Source organism: Alteromonas sp. M12, from assembly GCF_037478005.1.
Classification (GTDB): Bacteria; Pseudomonadota; Gammaproteobacteria; order Enterobacterales; family Alteromonadaceae; genus Aliiglaciecola; species Aliiglaciecola lipolytica_A.
Map to the genome: position 1 here is coordinate 2,019,474 of NZ_CP144164.1, position 18,755 is coordinate 2,038,228.

Sequence of the window (18,755 nt, forward strand, 5' to 3'; positions counted from 1 at the left end):
ATAGGTGGGTATAATTTACTTTTTATTTACATTAGTCTGCTTTACCTATTTTGTTCTAAGATGCTGGTTCACTTTAGTTATTGCATTTCGTGATTAACCATCTCGTGTTGTTTTTTTATTAAGGTGCATGAGTTAATGATGTTGCTAACTACGAATAAAGCGCAATAAATGTATTGCCTCAATCTCAATTCTTATAAAATTTCAATTACCTGTCATAAATAGTCAAAAAAAATCACAATAAGTCTTCTTGTGGCGAGTATATTCAGTTAATATAGGTGCAAATTGTTATCAACTTGTACTCTAAATGTACTTTATTGTTATGAGTAATAGCTGTCATTATTATTGCTGGACTAAAATTGGAAATAAAAATGAGATTTAAAAATGCACGTCGAAAATTGTTGGGAGGGGTATCTACTGTACTGCTAAGTGTTAGCGCGGCAACAATGAGTTATGCAGCAGATAAACCAAATATTATTTTTATCCTTACTGATGATCTAGGCTTTAACCAAATTGGCGCTTATGGCAATACTCCAATTAAAACTCCTAATTTAGATAAAATGGCCAATAACGGTATTCGTTTTGATCAAGCATATGCGGGAAATACTGTTTGTTCTCCTTCTCGGGTTTCTTTATTTACCGGTCGAGATGGTCGTTACATGAGTAATAATTCTAACACTGTAGAATTGTCTCACATGGATATCACACTAGCGCATGTCCTTAAATATGCTGATTATGACACTGCATTATTTGGTAAATACTCCATCGGACAGCAAATGGGAGTAACAGATCCTTTAGCTATGGGGTTTGATACTTGGTACGGAATGTACTCTATTTTGGAGGGGCATAGACAATATCCTCAGATAATGTGGCGTGATGGTAAAAAAATTCGGATAACAGAAAACGAAGGCGGGCGCAAAGGTGCCTATGCCCAAGAATTATTTACCGAAGAAGCAATTAGTTACATCAAGCAAGAACGAAAAAATCCGTTTTTTGTAATGCTCACATTTTCATCTCCCCATGCTGAATTAGCAGTACCTGAAAAATATAGTAAGCAATATGAATTAGCGGAAACCCCTTATACCGGTATGAAGGGAGGGGTGCCCGCTGACAAGTATGCAGCTTATTATCCAGAGCCTGTAGACAAACCTAACGCTACGTTAGCCGGAATGGTAACGGCTCTAGATGAATATGTTGGTCGTATAACGGCGGTATTAGAAGAGCAAGGACAATTAGAAAATACCTTAATTATATTTACATCTGACAACGGGCCTCACGATGAAGGTGGAGCTGATCCTGAGTTTTTTAAGGCATCGGCACCTTATAAAGGTCAAAAGCGTGACTTATATGATGGTGGAATTCACGTACCTATGTTAGTGCAATGGCCAGCTAAAATTAAAAAAGCAAGAGTCGACCAAACTCCTTGGTTGTTTGCAGATGTTTTGCCTACCTTCGCCGATATTGCTGAGGTTAATTTGAATATTGTTCCACGCGTACGCACTAACGGTGTGTCAATTGCTGGTCTGTTAAATGATTCTCCTGAAAAAATGGAGGAACGTATTTTATATTGGGAGTTTGCAAAGCAAGTCGGAGACCCTAATTCAGGGGTTATCGGTGATACCTTTCAAGCGGCTCGAAGAGGCAATTGGAAAGCTGTACGTTATACAGTTGAAGGTGATATGCAGCTATTTGACATCGTTCAAGACCCAGATGAGTCAAATAATTTAGCCGCTCAATACCCTAAATTAACTAGGGAATTTTTTGAATTATTTGAAAAATACAAAGATTAATCTGAGTCGTTAGCTTTAGTAGTCGCCTTTGTATCCACACTTTACACTTTTAGAAGGTTTCAATATGTCAACTCGATTGAATAAAGTTTTCCTATCGATATCTGCTTCTTTAGCATTGACCGTGAGTGCTACGAGTTATTCACTCGCGAACACCAACGCTACTAATGTCGCATGGCCGCAAAATAATGTGGCTTTTTGCAATGCCGCCTTAGATAAAGCTGAAGAACAACTTGATGATTTTAGAAAAGCCTATACTGACCCAACAAAGATCCCTACATCTTTTAGTGAAGACGAGGTGAAATATACCAATCCTATGGGGTGGACTAGTGGTTTTGTCGCCGGGAGTTTTTGGTATATATATGAACACACCGAAGATGCTAGTTGGCTAAAAACGGCTAAGACTTGGACTAACGCTTTAGAAAAAATGCAATTTAATCGTAAAACTCATGATATTGGCTTCATCATGAACAATAGCTTTGGTAACGGTTTGCGGTTAGTTGGCGATAAAGCTTACGAGCCTGTCTTAGTAAGCTCGGCTAAAACCCTAATGGAACGCTTTAATCCTAATATTGGGGTGACATATTCTTGGAGTTGGGGAACGTGGGAGTTTCCGGTCATCATCGATAACATGATGAACTTGGAGTTGCTATTTAATGCCTCTTTATTAAGTGGAGATAAAAGTTTTTATAATGCCGCTGTTAGCCACGCTACGGTTACGATGGAACACCACTTTAGACCAGATTACAGTTCATATCATTTAGTCAATTATAGCCGTGACACTGGATTGCCAATCGGTAAGCAAACTTTTCAAGGAATAGCTGATGACTCGTCATGGTCGAGAGGGCAAGCTTGGGGGGCGTACGGTTACACGACGGTATACCGTTACACCAAAGACGAAAAATTCTTAAAACATGCTAAAAATATCGTCAATTATGTGTTAACCCATAAAAATATGCCAGACGATTTAGTGCCTTATTTTGATTACGATGCGCCGGATGAACCATCAATAACAAATTATCGTGATTCTTCCGCTGCGTCGTTATTAGCCAGTGCATTGTTAGAGTTGTCGGATTATGTTGATAAAGATGAAGCTCAGCGCTATCAAAAAGCGGCAATAAAGATGTTACGCAGTTTAGCTTCACCTGATTATTTAGCTGGCAAAGGTGAAAATGGTCATTTTTTACTGAAACAGGCAACTGGTAATTATCCTAAAGATTTAGACTTAAACGCATCTCTTAATTATGGCGATTACTATTATTTAGAGGCGCTAACTCGCTGTAAAACATTGTAATTAAAGATTGTTTAGTCTTTTTTTAATTCTATAGCTTCGTGATGATTTGATGTTAATAGTCAGCACGAAGCGTTTTAGTTTTAAAGAACAATTTTCCATACTACAGATTCGCAATTTTCTGCATTTATTTCCTCAATCAGAGTCCACGTCTAAACATTGCCAGTTGTCTAAGTAAAACTTTTAGTGCCCTAAATAAAAGATTAATGAGGTTTAACGTTCGTTTAAAACAACGGATTTGAAACCTATTAAGCTCGTTATCTAGGAAAGGCTGGTGAACTGTTCAAGAATTTCTATAGAAGTAATTCAGTTCCAAATTGTAATCCCAAGTTAAATGAGCCGCTAGCCAAAGCTAAGCTCCCTAGTTGATGCACAGAGCAGAGTTGAGCTTTAAAGTAATACCTCTGATTTGAAATTTAGACATAACGTTTAGGATGTAATCATGGGAAGAAATAGGGCACAAGTAAGTCTAGTAACTAATATATTATAAGCCCAGGTTTGGGCTATTTCTGAAGGTCAGTAACGAGCGATTAAGCGACTGTCCGAAGGTACTTACGTGTTGACCTACCGCTATCTGATGAGGTCTCTTCTACTGTCGCCAAAATACAGGCGAAGAAACGGGCTGGCCTTGCAACGAAGACAAATACAGGTGAAGCGATTTAATATCGAAATCTGTTAAGGTTGAAAACCGATCTGCAGCTACTAACGTCATCAACCCTAGATGTCGTCCATTAAATCCACGACCTGTTCTCACTATGCGTTCAAACTCGTCGAACTCCACATTCGCGATAATGGCCAAGTCTGGCACATATTCTCCAGAAAATTGAAAGCCGCGCAGATCCAGACCGTGACACTCATTGCACATGGTCATAGCAAGGTACTCTCCATGAGCGAGTTCTGGCTCTAGTTTGCTGTCTAGACTTAGCAATGGCACTAGTTCGGCCCACCATGCATAGTGGGTTTGATTACCGACAACTAAATCCCAACGCGTCCGCCAACCCAATTTGGGTGGCGGTAAGTCCTTCTCAACGACTGGTGCTGATCGCAGAAACGCAATCAATGCCGCGGTGTCTTTGTCAGACAAACGGGTGAAGTTATAGGAGGGCATGGAGACCATTGCCTTGCCATTTGACCCGATACCCTGTCGAATTGCCATCTCCAATGTTGCGGCATTATTAACCTTTGCTAAGTGTGCTAGATTTGGTGCGATTGCTCTCTCTGGCCAATCCCATTGCTTATCAAAGTTCATGCCTTCTAACTGCTGACCATGGCAGCCAAAGCAGCCTCGTGTGCGCGCGATATATCGGCCATGTTCGATACTGCCAGCATCATCGGGTATGGAGTAGTCGAATGTAGAGTTGTAGGTTACGTCACTTAAGTAAATCTCACTTAATACGTAGACAAGTGCGAAGCCACACATTGTGGCAACAAACACAACACTTGCAGCAGTAATCAGGTTACGCACTTTGAAAACTCCCTCTAAGAAACCCGTAAATCGATCTTACTACCAAAAATCAGATTGAGCGAATTTTGACAAGCAAGTCAACACAAAACATTTACTCAACTCTAAAACACTGAACAGTGGCTATACATACAAAGCCGTCTGTCGGATTTGGCTAACCTCTCATTTTCGATACATAAAAAAAGCCCAAGAAAGTTATCAAAACCTCTCTTGGGCTTATGCTTATGGAGGCTCACCAGCCTCCAACTTTCCTCACAAGAAATTAAAAAGTGTAATTCACACTTAACTCGTATACTTTTCCAGTGTAATCAACACGAGCAACAGCTTTTTCATCAAATCCCCAATGTTCTACACGTTGTTCGTCAGTTAGGTTGTAACCGCGTAAGAATACTTTGAGATTACTATTAACTTTGTAAGCAGCCACAGCATCTAAGCGACCAGATGCTTTTTGTACACGTGGCAATAACCCTAAGTAGGTGTTAGTTGCTCTTAGTAGTGAATCATCCTTCCAGTTATAGGCTACACGCAGCGAAAATCCATCGTTTTCATAGTAACCAATAATATTGAATGATTCTGGTGCTACTTTATATAAACGATTGATATCGTCATTTACGTCGTCATCAGAATCTTGGTCGATATAGGTGTAGTTAAATACACCACCAAATCCATTCCAAGGGTAGGGCAAGAAGTCTAGCTTTTGCTGAATTGCAAATTCAACACCGGTTAATTGAATTTCTGCTGGTGCATTCATTCTTTGATTAACTGTTACGTCGCGATTAACCAATTCACCATCGAGAGTAGATGTCTGTTCGTTTTGAGTACAGGTAAAATCACCATTACCTATATCATTGCGCGTGATATCACTTCCTAAAATATTGGTGATAAGCGGGTCACCTTCGGGGCAGACTTCAACTGCATTACCAAAGAAGTTAGATATATTCTTTTTGAATATGCCAACAGAGATAGCACTTCCCTCACGGTTGTACCATTCTACCGATAGGTCATAGTTGTCCGCATCATATGGTTCAACAAGAGCACTAGGTAAGTTAATCGTTGCAGTAGTATCATTACTTCGTAAGTCGGTTGAAGGTGTCATAATACGCAAGTTTGGACGCACAATACCTTGAGAATATCCAGCACGTATTATTACATCTTCGTGCACTTCAAAGCTAATGTTCGCTGAAGGTAAGAAATGATCATAGTCGTGCTTAACTGTAGTAGGTAAAAGAATATCTCCTAACTCGTTGTTTCTATCGCGAACTTGTCCATCAAAGGTGTTATCAGTTCTAATATAACGCCCTCCAATATTACCTGTATAAGGAACGGAGCCTAATTCACCAGAAAAATTAGTCATTGCATATAACGCGATGATATTTTGCTCAGCAGAAAAATTTGTTGCATAACGTTGCGGGTGGGGACCTACAAATCTCTCATAAAAACCTGAAGGGTCAGCAATGATCGCGCCATCAATTGGCGCTAAACCGTCTTGAAGGTCAGCTGCAAAGGCTGCATTATCTACGGTTAACCAACCACCATCTGCACCAAATGCACCAGGATAATGTCCGTTGAAATAGCTAGATTGACCGCCAGATAGCAAAGGATTGCCGACTAAAGTATCTTGAGTAATATTGGCAACATTTGCGCCTGCTGCTGTTAATTGTTGATCTCGATTCTCTAATACTTCTTTAGTGTAACGGCCACCAAATTTAATACTGTCAAAACGTAACGTATCGCCAAAACCAAAATCCGTATATCGCAAGGCATTAAATTCGCCGCTGGAGTATTCACGTTTAGGTTCATCAATACGACCCGTTAAACAAAACGCAATTTTCCGATTGTCATTAACCTCACTTCGATTTGAAATACAGTTTGCGCTTAAATTGTTGGTTGGAACCCAACCTGTCCCCCAATTGATATCTTCCCAACCAGTACCAGATGTCATCGCATGAGCCATATTGCCACCCGCGGTATCAATTGTAACATCAATGCCCGTGGGGATAACGTCACCATTCACACCATTCACCCGCTGAGTCGGGCTGTGATGTCCTTGGATTCTGAAATCTAAACCTATATTCATAAATTGGTTAGTTGATTCAGAGTGACTAATCACACCATCAAGCTTCCAATCATCAACCAAATAATCACCATAAAGCATCAAGCCTTTAGATTCTTCCAAAAACGTTGTTTCACGGTTAGTGATTTGCCAACTCCCATCGGTAATATGAACTTTAGAAACGCCATATACATCATTGCCAGCACTATTTACGTCATAAAGAAAAGGTGCGGTATCCATATCGGGTTCGATTTTATGGAACATGTCATTGTTATTAGCGTTTCTAGCGTTCATACCAGAAAAGTAACCACCATCTTGCTTAGTCCCACTATCGAGGTTACGTTTGGTATAGAGTAGATGAGCACCTAACTTTAGATAATCAACGGGCTTCCATTCGATATTGCCATGGAAAGAAATACGATCTCCATCGCTAAATTCGGATACGTTTCTTGATTCAGCTACACCACGCACTTCGGCGTCATCAGCAATCCCCCATTTTTCTTTATAGGCGTCGATAGTGTCTGAGTTAGTGCCACGGGTACCACCTCGAGGATGCTCTAAACCAAGTGTTTCGTAGTTAACAAAGTTGGCTGTATCGCGACGGAAAGTTTGTCCAGAGCCAGCAAATTTAAAAGCTACCGCCAATTTGTCTTCAATAATATGTTGAGTACCCGATACTTTAAATGACGGATCCCATTTACTCGTTAGTTCTTCGTAACGGCCACCGACACTAACGGAATATTTACCGCTCGGTTTGGATAAGGCTTGTTGTAGTTGTTTATCGACGATACCTGCAATTCCCCCTGCTTGCATATCGGCTGTTGGCGTTTTGACAACGGTAACGCCATCAAAAATACCGGCTTCGAATGCAGAAAATGGATTTGCTGCGCCTTCTGCACTGCTACTCCGACTTGGCGTCGCGAAACTTTGACCAAATGCAGTGGTTTTAACAAAACCACCACTTAAACCACGCAAGCTAATCTCAGATTGACGCCCTTCACCTGACCGTTCTAATTGGATTCCTGGTATCGCTTGTAGCGCTTCACCTAGATCCAATGCCGGTAAAGCATCAATATCAGTTGCTGATATTGCATCGACAATAGAAGGAGCTTCGCGCTTAACATTAAGTGCATTCTCCAAAGAGGCACGTACGCCTGACACTTCGATTACCTCAAGGTTTTCTTGTTGTTGCCCGCTATTATTTAGCGCGTCATTAACCTGCTGTGCAATAACCGTTGGTGAACTAACCGCCATCAATATGGCCGAAGAACCAGCTATTAAGAATCTATTTTTCAAATTGCTTGTTGTGATTTGTGTCTTGCTGTGTCGCATGTGTTTTTCCTCAGCTTCGGAGATTATTGTTTTCAAATAGTTATAAATTTCTTCGAAAAGAAACCAAACGTAAATGAATTGTAAAGAAGAATAGCAGATTAAAAAATACAATTGAAGCACTTTCGGTCATTTTAGGTCTTTATTTGGTCAGAAAAAATCAATAGATTTTTTAAGTTATTGAAATTTAACACTAAAAAATGTTAACAAAAAATCAATAAATAACATTTATTTAACTGAGGTTAAAAGGAAACACTAAAAATGTGTCTTTTTAACATACTAAAGGTGAATGATTGTTTTAGTTATGATTGAAAATGTTTGCTGCTATTTTTTCATAGGAAGTATTCATTAATTTACTAATAAAGGTAAAAGCCGCTTTATCAAATTTTGTCACTGACTATGGCATGACACTATCTGGTAACTCTCGGCCGTTTTGCTACTGTTAGAAGTAATTCATCGCGATGCTTCTGTTTAGTCGTTTCTCTAAGTTGAGTCGTCTTTAATCCAAACCTTATTGAGTTCATATAGACGTCAATAGCCCATGACGCGCGCGCATTTCGGTTGTAGCGTCACCGGATAGGTTAATTTTGTTAGCTCTTCTAGGTTAGAAAAACGCCTTTATCTCAACTCATTCTAATTATCTTTTTCGTTGAAAATACTGGTGAAAAATGGTGTTGATACTAAGTAAACTGGAGAGCACATAAAAATTTCGAACTATATTAATATTATGTATTAAGCCTCTTTACTAAATCTATTTTTTAGCTAAAGCATGAAGTTTGCGAATTGTTCTGCTGAGATTTGGCTATGTGGTAGTAGATACAATCCATAAGAGAAGGTGAGTAAAAGGAGTGTTTTAAATGATTGTTTGTAAATTAAAATAAAGTGAAAATGACGTAAAGTGATTGTAAATGATTTTTCAGTTGTTATTATAGTCACCGATTTTTATTAATTTAAACATTGATATTTTGAGTGAAGTTGAAGTGTGCTAGGCATTTTATCGCAAGATAAATACGATTTGTGTTAGCTAGTAAGTCTAACTTTTTTGGTAAAGAGTTTTTATGAATTTTAGTATGATGAAGTCCCTTACTATATTACTAAGCTGCTTGCATTTAGCCTTTGTATGTATAAACCCCGTTGCGGCAACAGAAAAAGGTAAGGATGAGAAAAAACCAAATATATTGTGGCTGGTGTTAGAAGATATGAGCCCTATATTGCCTGATTATGGCGATAACACCATAAGCACTCCTAATATTAGTTGGCTTGCAAAAGAAGGAGTAAAATACGTCAATGTTTATTCTACTTCTGGAGTGTGTGCACCGAGTCGAGCTGCCCTAGCGTTAGGAATGTATCCCTCTGCTGTTGGCGCTAATCACATGCGAACCACCTCAAACACGGATGAGACGGGCTTACCTTCGTATGCAGCTGTGCCGCCACCAGAAGCTAAGATGCTTAGCCAATATATGCGAGAGTTGGGCTATTACACCACCAACAATTATAAAACCGATTATCAATTTGAAGCGCCCAAAAATGCTTGGGATGAAAGCGGTGTTTACGCACATTGGCGTAATCGTCCAGCAGATAAACCATTTTTTGCAGTGGTAAATTTTACTACTACTCATGAGTCGGGATTGTTTGAGCCTTATGGTATTCGGGAAATTGAGTCTAGGCATTATTTTGCTGATAATCCCGAGCGTATTGCAACATTGTCTACAAATCCAAATCAAAAAACGGGTCAAATAGATACTCCGCTTCACATCTCAGAAAATTTAGATTTTCCTATTCCCCCTTATTTACCAGATACACCTCTAGTAAGAAGGGATTTATGGAAAATGTATAATAATTTGGCAGAAACTGACCGCCAAGTCGGTGCGGTGCTTGAGCAGTTGAAGCAAGATGGGCTTTTAGATAGCACGATTATTTTTTTCTATTCCGATCATGGGGGCCCATTACCTCGCCAGAAACGCTTGATTTACGACAGTGGGCTGAAAGTGCCACTTATCGTCCGCTTTCCTAATTTAAAACGAGCTGGAGAAACAGATGACCAATTAGTTAGCTTTATAGATTTTGCACCCACCACTCTAAAATTAGCTGGTATGGAAACTCCCAGTCACATGCATGGCCAGAGCTTTATGCAAAATGGCTCAAAGCAGCGCGAATATATACATGCGGCAGCGGACCGATTTGATGGTTTCACCGATGTAATAAGAGCTGTAAAAAATAAGCGCTTCAAATACATACGTAATTACCGACCTGAACAAGCTTATTATTTACCGGTCGTCTACCGAGAAAAAATACCCACTATGCAAGAGTTGTTGAGACTGCAAAAAGCGAAAAAGTTGACTCCCCATCAAGCGCAATGGTTTAGGCCGTCAAAACAACAAAATGAATTATTTGACACTTTGAATGATCCACATGAATTGAATAACTTAGCTAGTAATCCAGCTTATGCAAAAGTGTTAAATCGCTTAAGTAGTGAAATGGATAGATGGCTAGCCGAGGTCGGTGATAACCCACTTATGTCAGAAAGAGAGTTGATAACTACATTGTGGCAAGGAAGCAAAGTTCAGCCAAAGACGGCCGATCCGGTACTCAACATTCAGCAGGGTAAAGCTTACCTTTCGAGTACGACAGAAGGAGCGTCGATAAGTTACAAAATCATCGAAAATAATTACGAACCAGTGGCATGGAAGCTCTATCAGCAGCCTTTTGTTTTACCCAAAATGGCGAGGCTTAAAATCGTCGCACAAAGAATTGGCTATCAAGAAAGTGAAATACAAAACCTCGTATTGGTGAACAGCAACAATAAATAATGAGCGAGAATTACGCTGGCTTCTTATGTTTTATTTTTAAGTGGAGTACTTATGTCTGAAAGACGAAATACAGTGAGTAAACCAATGACACTATGTGCCATTTTTACTTTGTTTCTAATTGTTGCTTGTGAATCAGGAAAAGTTGAATCACGTTTAGAAGTAAATGGAGCAGATATTTTTTCATTGAGCGCTCCTAGCTCTCTTGAGGTTGGAGAAGGCTTTGTAAATCCTATTGGTTATTACGAACAACAGCCTCGTTTTTCTTGGAAAATTGGACAAGACTCTAATGTAAAATTCCAGACAGCTTACCAAATTCAAGTTGCGTTTAATGCGGATGATTTTGCAAACAATGACACATTATGGGATAGCCAAAAAATTGAATCGAGCCAAACGTCTTGGATTAGATATTTAGGTAAGCGTTTGTCATCTCGTCAACAAATTGTTTGGCGAGTTCGAATTTGGGATGAGCAAGATAGATCATCCTCATGGAGTGAGCCTCAATCAATAGAGTTAGGCCTGCTTGATAATCAAGATTGGCAAGCAAAATGGATTGGACACGCTGACACCAATTTAACCAAAAAACCATCCCAATCTACATTGGCGACACCTCAGTATTTGCGTAAAGTTTTCAAAGTTAAAGACAACGTTAAACAAGCACGTTTATATATAACCTCAAAAGGATTGTTTAAGCCTTACGTTAATGGAACTGAAGTATCAACCGAAGATGTAATGACCCCAGGTTGGACGCCTTACGCTAAACGTATCGAATCTCTGACCTATGATCTTACTGATAGCTTAAAGTTGGGTGACAATGTTATTGCAGCCAGTATCGCTGGTGGTTGGTACGCTGGCCGTGTGTATAAATTTACCGACAAAGATCATAGGCTACCGGCACGATTGTTAGCACAACTGGAAATAATCTATGCAGATGGTTCTCGTCAGGTAGTCGTTACAGATAGCAGTTGGTCGGCTTCACAGTCAGGTCCTATTCGATTCGCCAGTATTTACGACGGCGAGCGATACGACCAAGCTCTTGAAATGGAAGGATGGACAAGTGCAAATTTTCAGCATGAGGCATGGTCAGATGCAATTGAAGAACCTTTAGATAATAACGTTTCTATTACCCCTAAGCGACATGCACCGATCCGCATAACAGAAGAGTTACCAATTCAAGATATTGTTAGTAGCCAAGACGGGGTGGTTATATTTGATTTTGGTCAAAATATGGTGGGAGTGCCGAAGCTTAATATACCTGTTGTAGCCGGACAAGAAGTAAAGGTGCGTTATGCAGAAGCGTTACACAAGGGGGAGTTTTATACCGACAATTACCGTAGTGCTGAATCGACTAACTACTTCCTTCCTAGTAAAACCGGGGTGATTGAATACCAGCCAACTTTTACCTATCACGGCTATCGTTATATAGAAATTTCTGGTTTGGATGCTAAGCAAACTCCCAGCAAAGACTGGGCTACAGCAATGATTCAGCATTCTGATGTGAATATACATGCTAGCTTTAAAAGTTCGCATGCTAAGTTAAATAAGCTATCTGAAAATATTATTTGGGGCATGAGAAGTAACTTTTTCGACATTCCATTAGATTGTCCACAGCGGGATGAGCGTTTAGGGTGGACTGGTGATGCACAAGTATTCGTTACTCCTTCCATGTATATGGCAGATGTTTATGGTTTCTGGTCCGCATGGTTACAAAGCATTCGTGAAGAGCAGGGGCCTGACGGAAAAATACCGTTATACGTTCCTTTCGTTGAGTGGATTAACTTTGCATCTTCAGGTTGGGGAGATGCAGTAACGATTATTCCATGGGAACTTTACACCGCAACAGGTGATGAAGCTATCCTGTCAGACAACTTCGAAATGATGAAAGCTTGGGTCGGTTACCATGAAAAGAAAAGTGAAAACCTGATTTCTAATATGAATACTTTTGGTGATTGGTTACAGCCTTTTCCTCAAAATTTAAAAGAAGGTGACAATGGTAATCGTGGTAATACTGATTTTAGTCTCATAGGAACTGCATATTTTGCACATTCCACAGAGTTAACTCTTAAAGCAGCAAAAGTGTTAAATAAGAGTGGCGATGTGGCTGCGTTAACTAAGTTACATAGCAAAATTAAAGCTGCGTTTATGGCCCAGTTTTTTGATCAGCAGTTAAATCTTAAAAAAGAAGACGCAATACCTACACAAACCACTTATTTATTAGGTTTAGCTTATGATTTATTTCCAGTGGAAAAGCGTGACCTTGCTTTAGAGAAGTTGATAGAACTAATCCGAGAAGCCGATTCTCATTTACGTACGGGATTTTTAGGTACGCCTTTATTAACCAAAGTGCTACAGGATGCCGGTCGCAGTGATGTCATCTATGAATTGCTATTTAAAGAATCATACCCTTCTTGGTTTTACTCAATTAATAACGGCGCTACTACGACATGGGAGCGTTGGAATTCGTATTCACTCGAAGATGGTTTTAACCCGCAAGGAATGAACTCACTAAATCACTATGCTTATGGCACTGTGTCTCGCTGGTTTTATGAGGGAATATTGGGCATAACGCCAGCAAAACCTGGCTTCTCACATATCCGAATTGCCCCTCAGTTTGGCCATGAATTAAGCCAAGCAAAAGGCGGATACATCACTCCCCAAGGAGAGGTTAAGGTTGATTGGACTATTAAAAATGAGCAACTAATCATGAATGTAATCGTGCCTAAAAACACAACAGCAGATTTTGTGTTGCCCCAAGTTAGTAATTTAACTATGGCGTTAAATGAAAAAAGTACAGCTCTAAATAAGCTTACTAATTTAGGGCCTGGAACTTATCAAATAACCGGGAATATTCAACTGTAGATTTTCATTAGTTGACTATTAATCACAATACACCAAGAGCTATATATAAATATTGTAAAACGAGCTTATGGAAGAAATGAATATCAGGAGTAAGCATGTTTTTTTTATGGAAATTAAATAAATACAAATTTGCAGTCAATAAACGAAAGTTGACATTGGTACTCTTTGTTCTTGCTTCAGTTGTAGCTTGTAGCAATGCAAAGACTGAAGCAGTTGATGAAGTAAATTCGCTCGATAATAATGCCGCACTGCCTAACATTTTATTAATTTTATCTGATGATCATGCTTGGAATGATTATGGGTTTATGGGGCATGACATCATTAACACTCCTTCATTGGACAACTTAGCCGGTGAGGGAGTGACCTTTAAGCGAGGTTATGTACCTACGTCACTATGTCGACCATCTCTGGCTACAATTGCTACTGGCTATTATGCTTTTCAGCATGGCATTACCGGTAACGATCCTTCTCGTGAATTACCAGGTGGGAAGGGTGGCGAATTATATGAAACACAGCGCGCTCAAATCATCGCAAAAATTGATCACGTGGCGACTTTGCCCCAATTGCTTAAGACCAAAGGGTATGTGTCTTTACAAACGGGCAAATGGTGGGAAGGAAGTTTTCAGCGTGGAGGATTTGATCAAGGAATGACCAGAGGGTTTCCCGAAGAAGGTGGGCGTCATGGTGATGATGGGCTCAAGATAGGTCGTGAGGGGGTTAACACAATTACAGACTTTATCGATGAATCAAGTGCTGCGAACAAACCATTTTTTGTTTGGTATGCGCCTTATATGCCTCATGCCCCCCACAACCCCCCCCAGCGTATTTTGAAAAAGTATGAAAACAAAGGGCTACCTATATCGATAGCTAAATATTATGCGATGATTGAATGGTTTGATGAAACCAATGGGCAGCTATTTGATCATCTTGAAAAGAAAGGTCTGAAAGACAATACCCTAATTGTGTATGTTTCAGATAATGGGTGGGTAGCTAATCCTACTCAAACCGGACGATTTTTACCTCGCTCAAAACAAAGTCCGGGAGAAAGCGGTGTTCGTACACCAATAATGTTTTCGTTACCAAGCCAATTAAACGCACAAATGCGAACTGAAGTTGTCAGTAGCATTGATATCGTTCCCACCATTTTAGGCGCTGCAGGAATAGAGGTTCCTAACGATTTGCCCGGTGAAAATTTATTTTCCAACATGAAAAACGAGAGCCCGATTGTCCGTGTTAAGATTTTTGGTGAAGGTTTTGCTCATGATATGGACGATCTAAACGATCCTGAATCTACCTTGTTGTATCGCTGGGTGATCGAAGATAAATGGAAACTAATTTTAAGTTATGACGGCAAAAACGTGAGTTATCAGAAATATCACGAGGATGTGTTGTCAGGGCCGCGTTTGTACAACTTGTTAGAGGATGAACACGAAACGAACAACTTAGCCAGCGCTCATCCAGATGTGGTGGCTCGATTGTCTGAAAAGCTAAAGAGTTGGTATCCAGTGAATAAACGCACAGTATTGCAATAACAGTTGAGCACGCGCTCAATTAAGAAATAAGAGGTGTAACAGTCTATGAGAAAATTACTATGAAAACGATGATTTCGAATTTTAGGTTCGTGTTTTTTGCTATGAGTTGTGGTTTGCTTGCAGCATGCAGTAATCAAACAACGACCAATAATATCACAACGCAAAAAGTAGATTATTTTGCTGATAATGCTTTTGGGAACCCACTCGCTATTGTTCAGCATCCCGCCGGCGTGCACGCAAATGGCATTACGTACGTATCTTATCAAGGGCCCTTAGAAGATCCTTATGTGGCTTCGTATAACCACGAAACAGGTGAGTGGTACGGTCCATTTAAAGCGGGAGTTAGCGAAATGGGTAAGGATCCATCTCGTCCTAAAATCGATAACCACGGTAAACCTACTATGTTAATCGATGATCTTGGTTACATTCATGTCTTTTTTGGTGGTCACGGAGGCACGCCTGAGCACGGTAAAAATCTTTTGGGAAATCATCATTACGGTCGCAATAAACATGTGGTGACAAAAAATCCAGGTGACATTAGTCAGTGGCAAGAGTTAGACACCATTCCAGCTTTTGGTACCTATAATCAAGCGGTTAAAATGGATAACGGTGATATCTATCTCTTTTATCGCCACGGAGCTCACCGCAGTGATTGGGTTTATCAAAAGTCTACCGATCATGGCCGGACATTTGATGCGCCAATATCTTTCTTAAAACATAAAAAACGTGATGATATTAAGGCCGACGATAGTTGGTACGCTTGGGTAAGCAAAGGAGAAGGTGACGATATCATTGTGTCTTATGATTACCATGTTTGCTGGAATAACGGTGCAGGTATTAATGGCAGAGGACATACAACAGAACGTCATGATGCTTATTACATGGTTTTTGATACCCAACAAGGGTCTTGGCACAATATTAAAAACGAAAACGTGAACCTCCCGGTTACTCGGGAAGTTGCTAATGATCAAACTCTAGTTGCTAGGACTGGGGACGATTGGACTTTTAACGGCTCTGCACATATAGATAACGAAGGTTATCCTCATATTGCCACTAACATTGGGAAAGATTTGGGACAAAAAACAGGGGGTCCTAAACAGACTAGCTATTTTCGTTGGACTGGGAACGAGTGGGTAGGCGGCAATTACGTTAATCCCCAGTCCCGTGACGATAATACTGATACTCGTGGTGACTTTTTCTTTAATTCCGCAAACGAAGTGACATTTGCACTCGGTTATCAACAACAAGAGGATGGGGTGATTGCCTATTTTACTAGTGCTGATGGCGGCAAATCGTTTAATAAAAGGAAAGAATTATTAAGACGCGAAGGTGCCAACTGGGCGTTAACTGCCATTATTGATAATGCGCACCCTGACGCTCGGTTGATTGTGGCGGAAAAACAAAAGGGGAGTAATTGGCATAAATTATATTTGCTAGGAGACAATGGACCTGTAAAACGTAATATGCAAGATGCTAACTTAGTTAAATAGCGTCGTTAACAAACCAAGAAGCAGACATATACTGCTTTTTGGTGCCCCACTAGTTTATACATATTTATCGATTACAGACTACTGAGCATAAACGCATACTGAAATAAACCTAATGCGGCGTGTGTGATAGCCCATATTTGCTTTAACGCAGCCTCGACACACTGCAAATAAAATGCATCAGCAGACAGCCAATTACTTTCCAAATTTCACTCCAATAGGAAATTATAAAGTGGAAATTTATTTTTCATGATCATAGGTTCATTTTTGTGTGACTTGAAATGATTGTTAATGTTTAAAGTGTATTGGTTTTGGTGTAATCTGAGGTGATGTTCGATTGTTTGTTGTCTCTTAACGTTTTAGCAAATCACTTAATGCTGAACAGAGGCGAAGGAGAAGTTTGCTATGAAGTTTGCTAACCAATTATTTGGTTATGGGTTTTATAAATCCACCATCCCTGTTTTAGCGCCTCTGCTAGTGTCGTTGAGTCTTGTGTGTGCTGGATGTGTTTCTAACCATACCCTCAAAGAAGATACGGCTAAGCATGACTTTTTAGAAAAACGGAAAATGCTAATCGAAAAATATTCGGAGAAAGATAACGTATTTTCGACATTGCACGGGCAGATAGATTCGAATGATCTAGAAAGTAGTGATTATTGGCGCTGGCGTATCGATCAATACATGTACGGACAGTATCCTGAATATCAAGTAATCTACGATTCTTTTAGGCAAGGCAGAACATTTAATCAAATCTACGGATTATCTTCGGAAAATTTGGGACCTAAAACTCCATTACCCGACAATATGCCAGCACTACCACATGGCTACTTTACCGAAAATTTGCCAGGAAACCCTCATCGAGGCTGGCATACAGTGGTGGGTGATACTGTGTATATTACTTATCAAGGCCATTTAACCGACCCTTATATTGCCAGTTACAACCTCAATACTCATCAATGGCACGGTCCTAACAGAGCAGCAAAAAGCACGCTGTCCAAGGGGGACAGAAAAATCGATAGTCACGGTCGTCCTATTATTGAACTAGATAGCAACGGCCATTTGCATATTGTCTACGGCGGTCACGGCGGTGAGAGAGAAGACGGACTAAATCCGCTTTCTATTGATACTCCTCATGCTGGTGGCAGAATGTTGCATGTGATGTCTGAAAAACCTTATGACATAAGCAGTTTCGTTTACGTGAACGATATCTCTCCGTTTGCCTCGTATACGAAAAGCTATAAAATGGGAAATGGAGACATATATTTGTTTACTCGAGCTGGTACCCATAAGTCTCCTTGGGTTTATTATAAAATGAAGAATGGTCAGCAACATTTTGAAGACCCGGTCATTATTACTTGGCCAACCCCACAGCAAGATACCCCGATCAATGTAGATACCTTTTATATCAATCCTGTCGCGATCTCAGATACTGAAATTGCCATTAGTTTTCTATGGCATGAATGTAACTTTAACGAAGTTCATAATAAAACGAATTATGGAAGGGTTAACGCTTACTTCATGAAGCTAGATACTGAAAGTGGTAACTTCTATAACGCACAAAATGAAGTGTTGAGTTTACCCATCACATTAAAACAAGCGAATGCTAAAACATTAGCATTTGATTCAACTAGGCGTGAAGAAACCCCATTTAATACTAAACCAATCATATTGAAAGGCGGCACTCCCGCGGTCGCTTATGAGGCACTTACAGATGATTTTCGCGAATGGCGAATGACTGCCTTTAAAAATGGTAAATGGATTCACAGTCTTCCGATACCTGAAACGGTTAACAGAACTTTGCGCGACAGTAATGATGTTGAAATTGTTAACCTTGAAATATTAGACAATTCGAATGAGTCGCCAATGGCGCTAGTTGTTTACAAAGACAGCAATGGCAAAACGATATTTGCAGAGGCTGAGAGTGACAACGGCCGGGATTGGCACGTAACAAAAAAACATTTGAAATTAGAAAATGTTCGTATCCAAATGGAAGCGGTTAAAAACCGTTTAGGCGACACAGTTGCTGTAGTATTGAACCTTAAAAAGGGCGCTTCACAACGTTTGTATTTGTGGCACGAAGGTACTTTTAGAACGCCTCTTATAGACTAAATTTCATTTTTTTGAGGCTTCTAGAGTAATTAAACAAGAGAA

10 protein-coding genes are annotated in these 18,755 nt (G+C 39.9%); 7 read left to right on the forward strand and 3 right to left on the reverse strand.

All coding sequences use genetic code 11. From position 1 onward, the window contains the following. Nucleotides 1-368 precede the first annotated feature (368 nt). Entirely contained in the window at nucleotides 369-1,787 is a 1,419-nt protein-coding gene (locus VUI23_RS08760) for a sulfatase-like hydrolase/transferase (protein WP_342807842.1), read from the forward strand. Between the two features lie 64 nt (nucleotides 1,788-1,851). Next, nucleotides 1,852-3,078: a glycoside hydrolase family 88 protein gene (locus VUI23_RS08765; RefSeq protein WP_342807844.1), complete on the forward strand. Its 1,227-nt coding sequence runs from the start codon at nucleotides 1,852-1,854 to the stop codon at nucleotides 3,076-3,078. A gap of 586 nt (nucleotides 3,079-3,664) precedes the next feature. Here VUI23_RS08765 and VUI23_RS08770 read toward each other — a convergent pair. Together VUI23_RS08770 and VUI23_RS08775 are read right to left on the reverse strand one after the other, a co-directional pair. Further along, entirely contained in the window at nucleotides 3,665-4,540 is an 876-nt protein-coding gene (locus tag VUI23_RS08770; RefSeq protein WP_342807846.1) for a cytochrome c, read from the reverse strand. Between the two features lie 259 nt (nucleotides 4,541-4,799). Continuing rightward, the gene (locus tag VUI23_RS08775; protein WP_342807848.1) at nucleotides 4,800-7,922 is read right to left on the reverse strand and encodes a TonB-dependent receptor; all 3,123 of its coding nucleotides are present in this window, start codon (nucleotides 7,920-7,922) and stop codon (nucleotides 4,800-4,802) included. Nucleotides 7,923-8,977: 1,055 nt separating this feature from the next. On the opposite strand from VUI23_RS08775, the gene VUI23_RS08780 reads away from it, so the two are divergent. The 4 genes from VUI23_RS08780 to VUI23_RS08795 all read left to right on the forward strand — a co-directional run bounded on the left by VUI23_RS08780 (nucleotide 8,978) and on the right by VUI23_RS08795 (nucleotide 16,607). Further along, nucleotides 8,978-10,729 carry a sulfatase gene (locus VUI23_RS08780; protein ID WP_342807850.1) on the forward strand — a complete coding sequence of 584 codons (1,752 nt, stop codon included), beginning with the start codon at nucleotides 8,978-8,980 and terminating at the stop codon, nucleotides 10,727-10,729. A 51-nt stretch (nucleotides 10,730-10,780) separates the two neighbouring features. Beyond that, nucleotides 10,781-13,585 carry a family 78 glycoside hydrolase catalytic domain gene (locus VUI23_RS08785; RefSeq protein WP_342807852.1) on the forward strand — a complete coding sequence of 935 codons (2,805 nt, stop codon included), beginning with the start codon at nucleotides 10,781-10,783 and terminating at the stop codon, nucleotides 13,583-13,585. Nucleotides 13,586-13,680: 95 nt separating this feature from the next. Next, entirely contained in the window at nucleotides 13,681-15,117 is a 1,437-nt protein-coding gene (locus VUI23_RS08790; RefSeq protein ID WP_342807854.1) for a sulfatase, read from the forward strand. 59 nt (nucleotides 15,118-15,176) lie between these two features. Next, the gene (locus VUI23_RS08795; protein WP_342807857.1) at nucleotides 15,177-16,607 is read left to right on the forward strand and encodes a BNR-4 repeat-containing protein; all 1,431 of its coding nucleotides are present in this window, start codon (nucleotides 15,177-15,179) and stop codon (nucleotides 16,605-16,607) included. A gap of 71 nt (nucleotides 16,608-16,678) precedes the next feature. Here the strand turns inward: VUI23_RS08795 and VUI23_RS08800 are convergent, their stop codons facing one another. Then, entirely contained in the window at nucleotides 16,679-16,810 is a 132-nt protein-coding gene (locus tag VUI23_RS08800) for a hypothetical protein (RefSeq protein WP_342807859.1), read from the reverse strand. A 199-nt stretch (nucleotides 16,811-17,009) separates the two neighbouring features. Between VUI23_RS08800 and VUI23_RS08805 the strand changes: the two genes are divergently transcribed. After that, on the forward strand, nucleotides 17,010-18,713 hold the full coding sequence (locus tag VUI23_RS08805) for a BNR-4 repeat-containing protein (RefSeq protein WP_342807861.1): 1,704 nt from the start codon (nucleotides 17,010-17,012) through the stop codon (nucleotides 18,711-18,713). Nucleotides 18,714-18,755: the final 42 nt, after the last annotated feature.

Excerpts from the sequence above, each read along its gene's own strand:
- VUI23_RS08760 (WP_342807842.1), top strand. The coding sequence starts at position 369 with ATGAGATTTAAAAATGCACGTCGAAAATTGTTGGGAGGGGTATCTACT.
- VUI23_RS08765 (WP_342807844.1), top strand. The coding sequence starts at position 1,852 with ATGTCAACTCGATTGAATAAAGTTTTCCTATCGATATCTGCTTCTTTA.
- VUI23_RS08775 (WP_342807848.1), bottom strand. The coding sequence starts at position 7,922 with ATGCGACACAGCAAGACACAAATCACAACAAGCAATTTGAAAAATAGA.
- VUI23_RS08780 (WP_342807850.1), top strand. The coding sequence starts at position 8,978 with ATGAATTTTAGTATGATGAAGTCCCTTACTATATTACTAAGCTGCTTG.
- VUI23_RS08785 (WP_342807852.1), top strand. The coding sequence starts at position 10,781 with ATGTCTGAAAGACGAAATACAGTGAGTAAACCAATGACACTATGTGCC.
- VUI23_RS08790 (WP_342807854.1), top strand. The coding sequence starts at position 13,681 with ATGTTTTTTTTATGGAAATTAAATAAATACAAATTTGCAGTCAATAAA.
- VUI23_RS08795 (WP_342807857.1), top strand. The coding sequence starts at position 15,177 with ATGAAAACGATGATTTCGAATTTTAGGTTCGTGTTTTTTGCTATGAGT.
- VUI23_RS08805 (WP_342807861.1), top strand. The coding sequence starts at position 17,010 with ATGAAGTTTGCTAACCAATTATTTGGTTATGGGTTTTATAAATCCACC.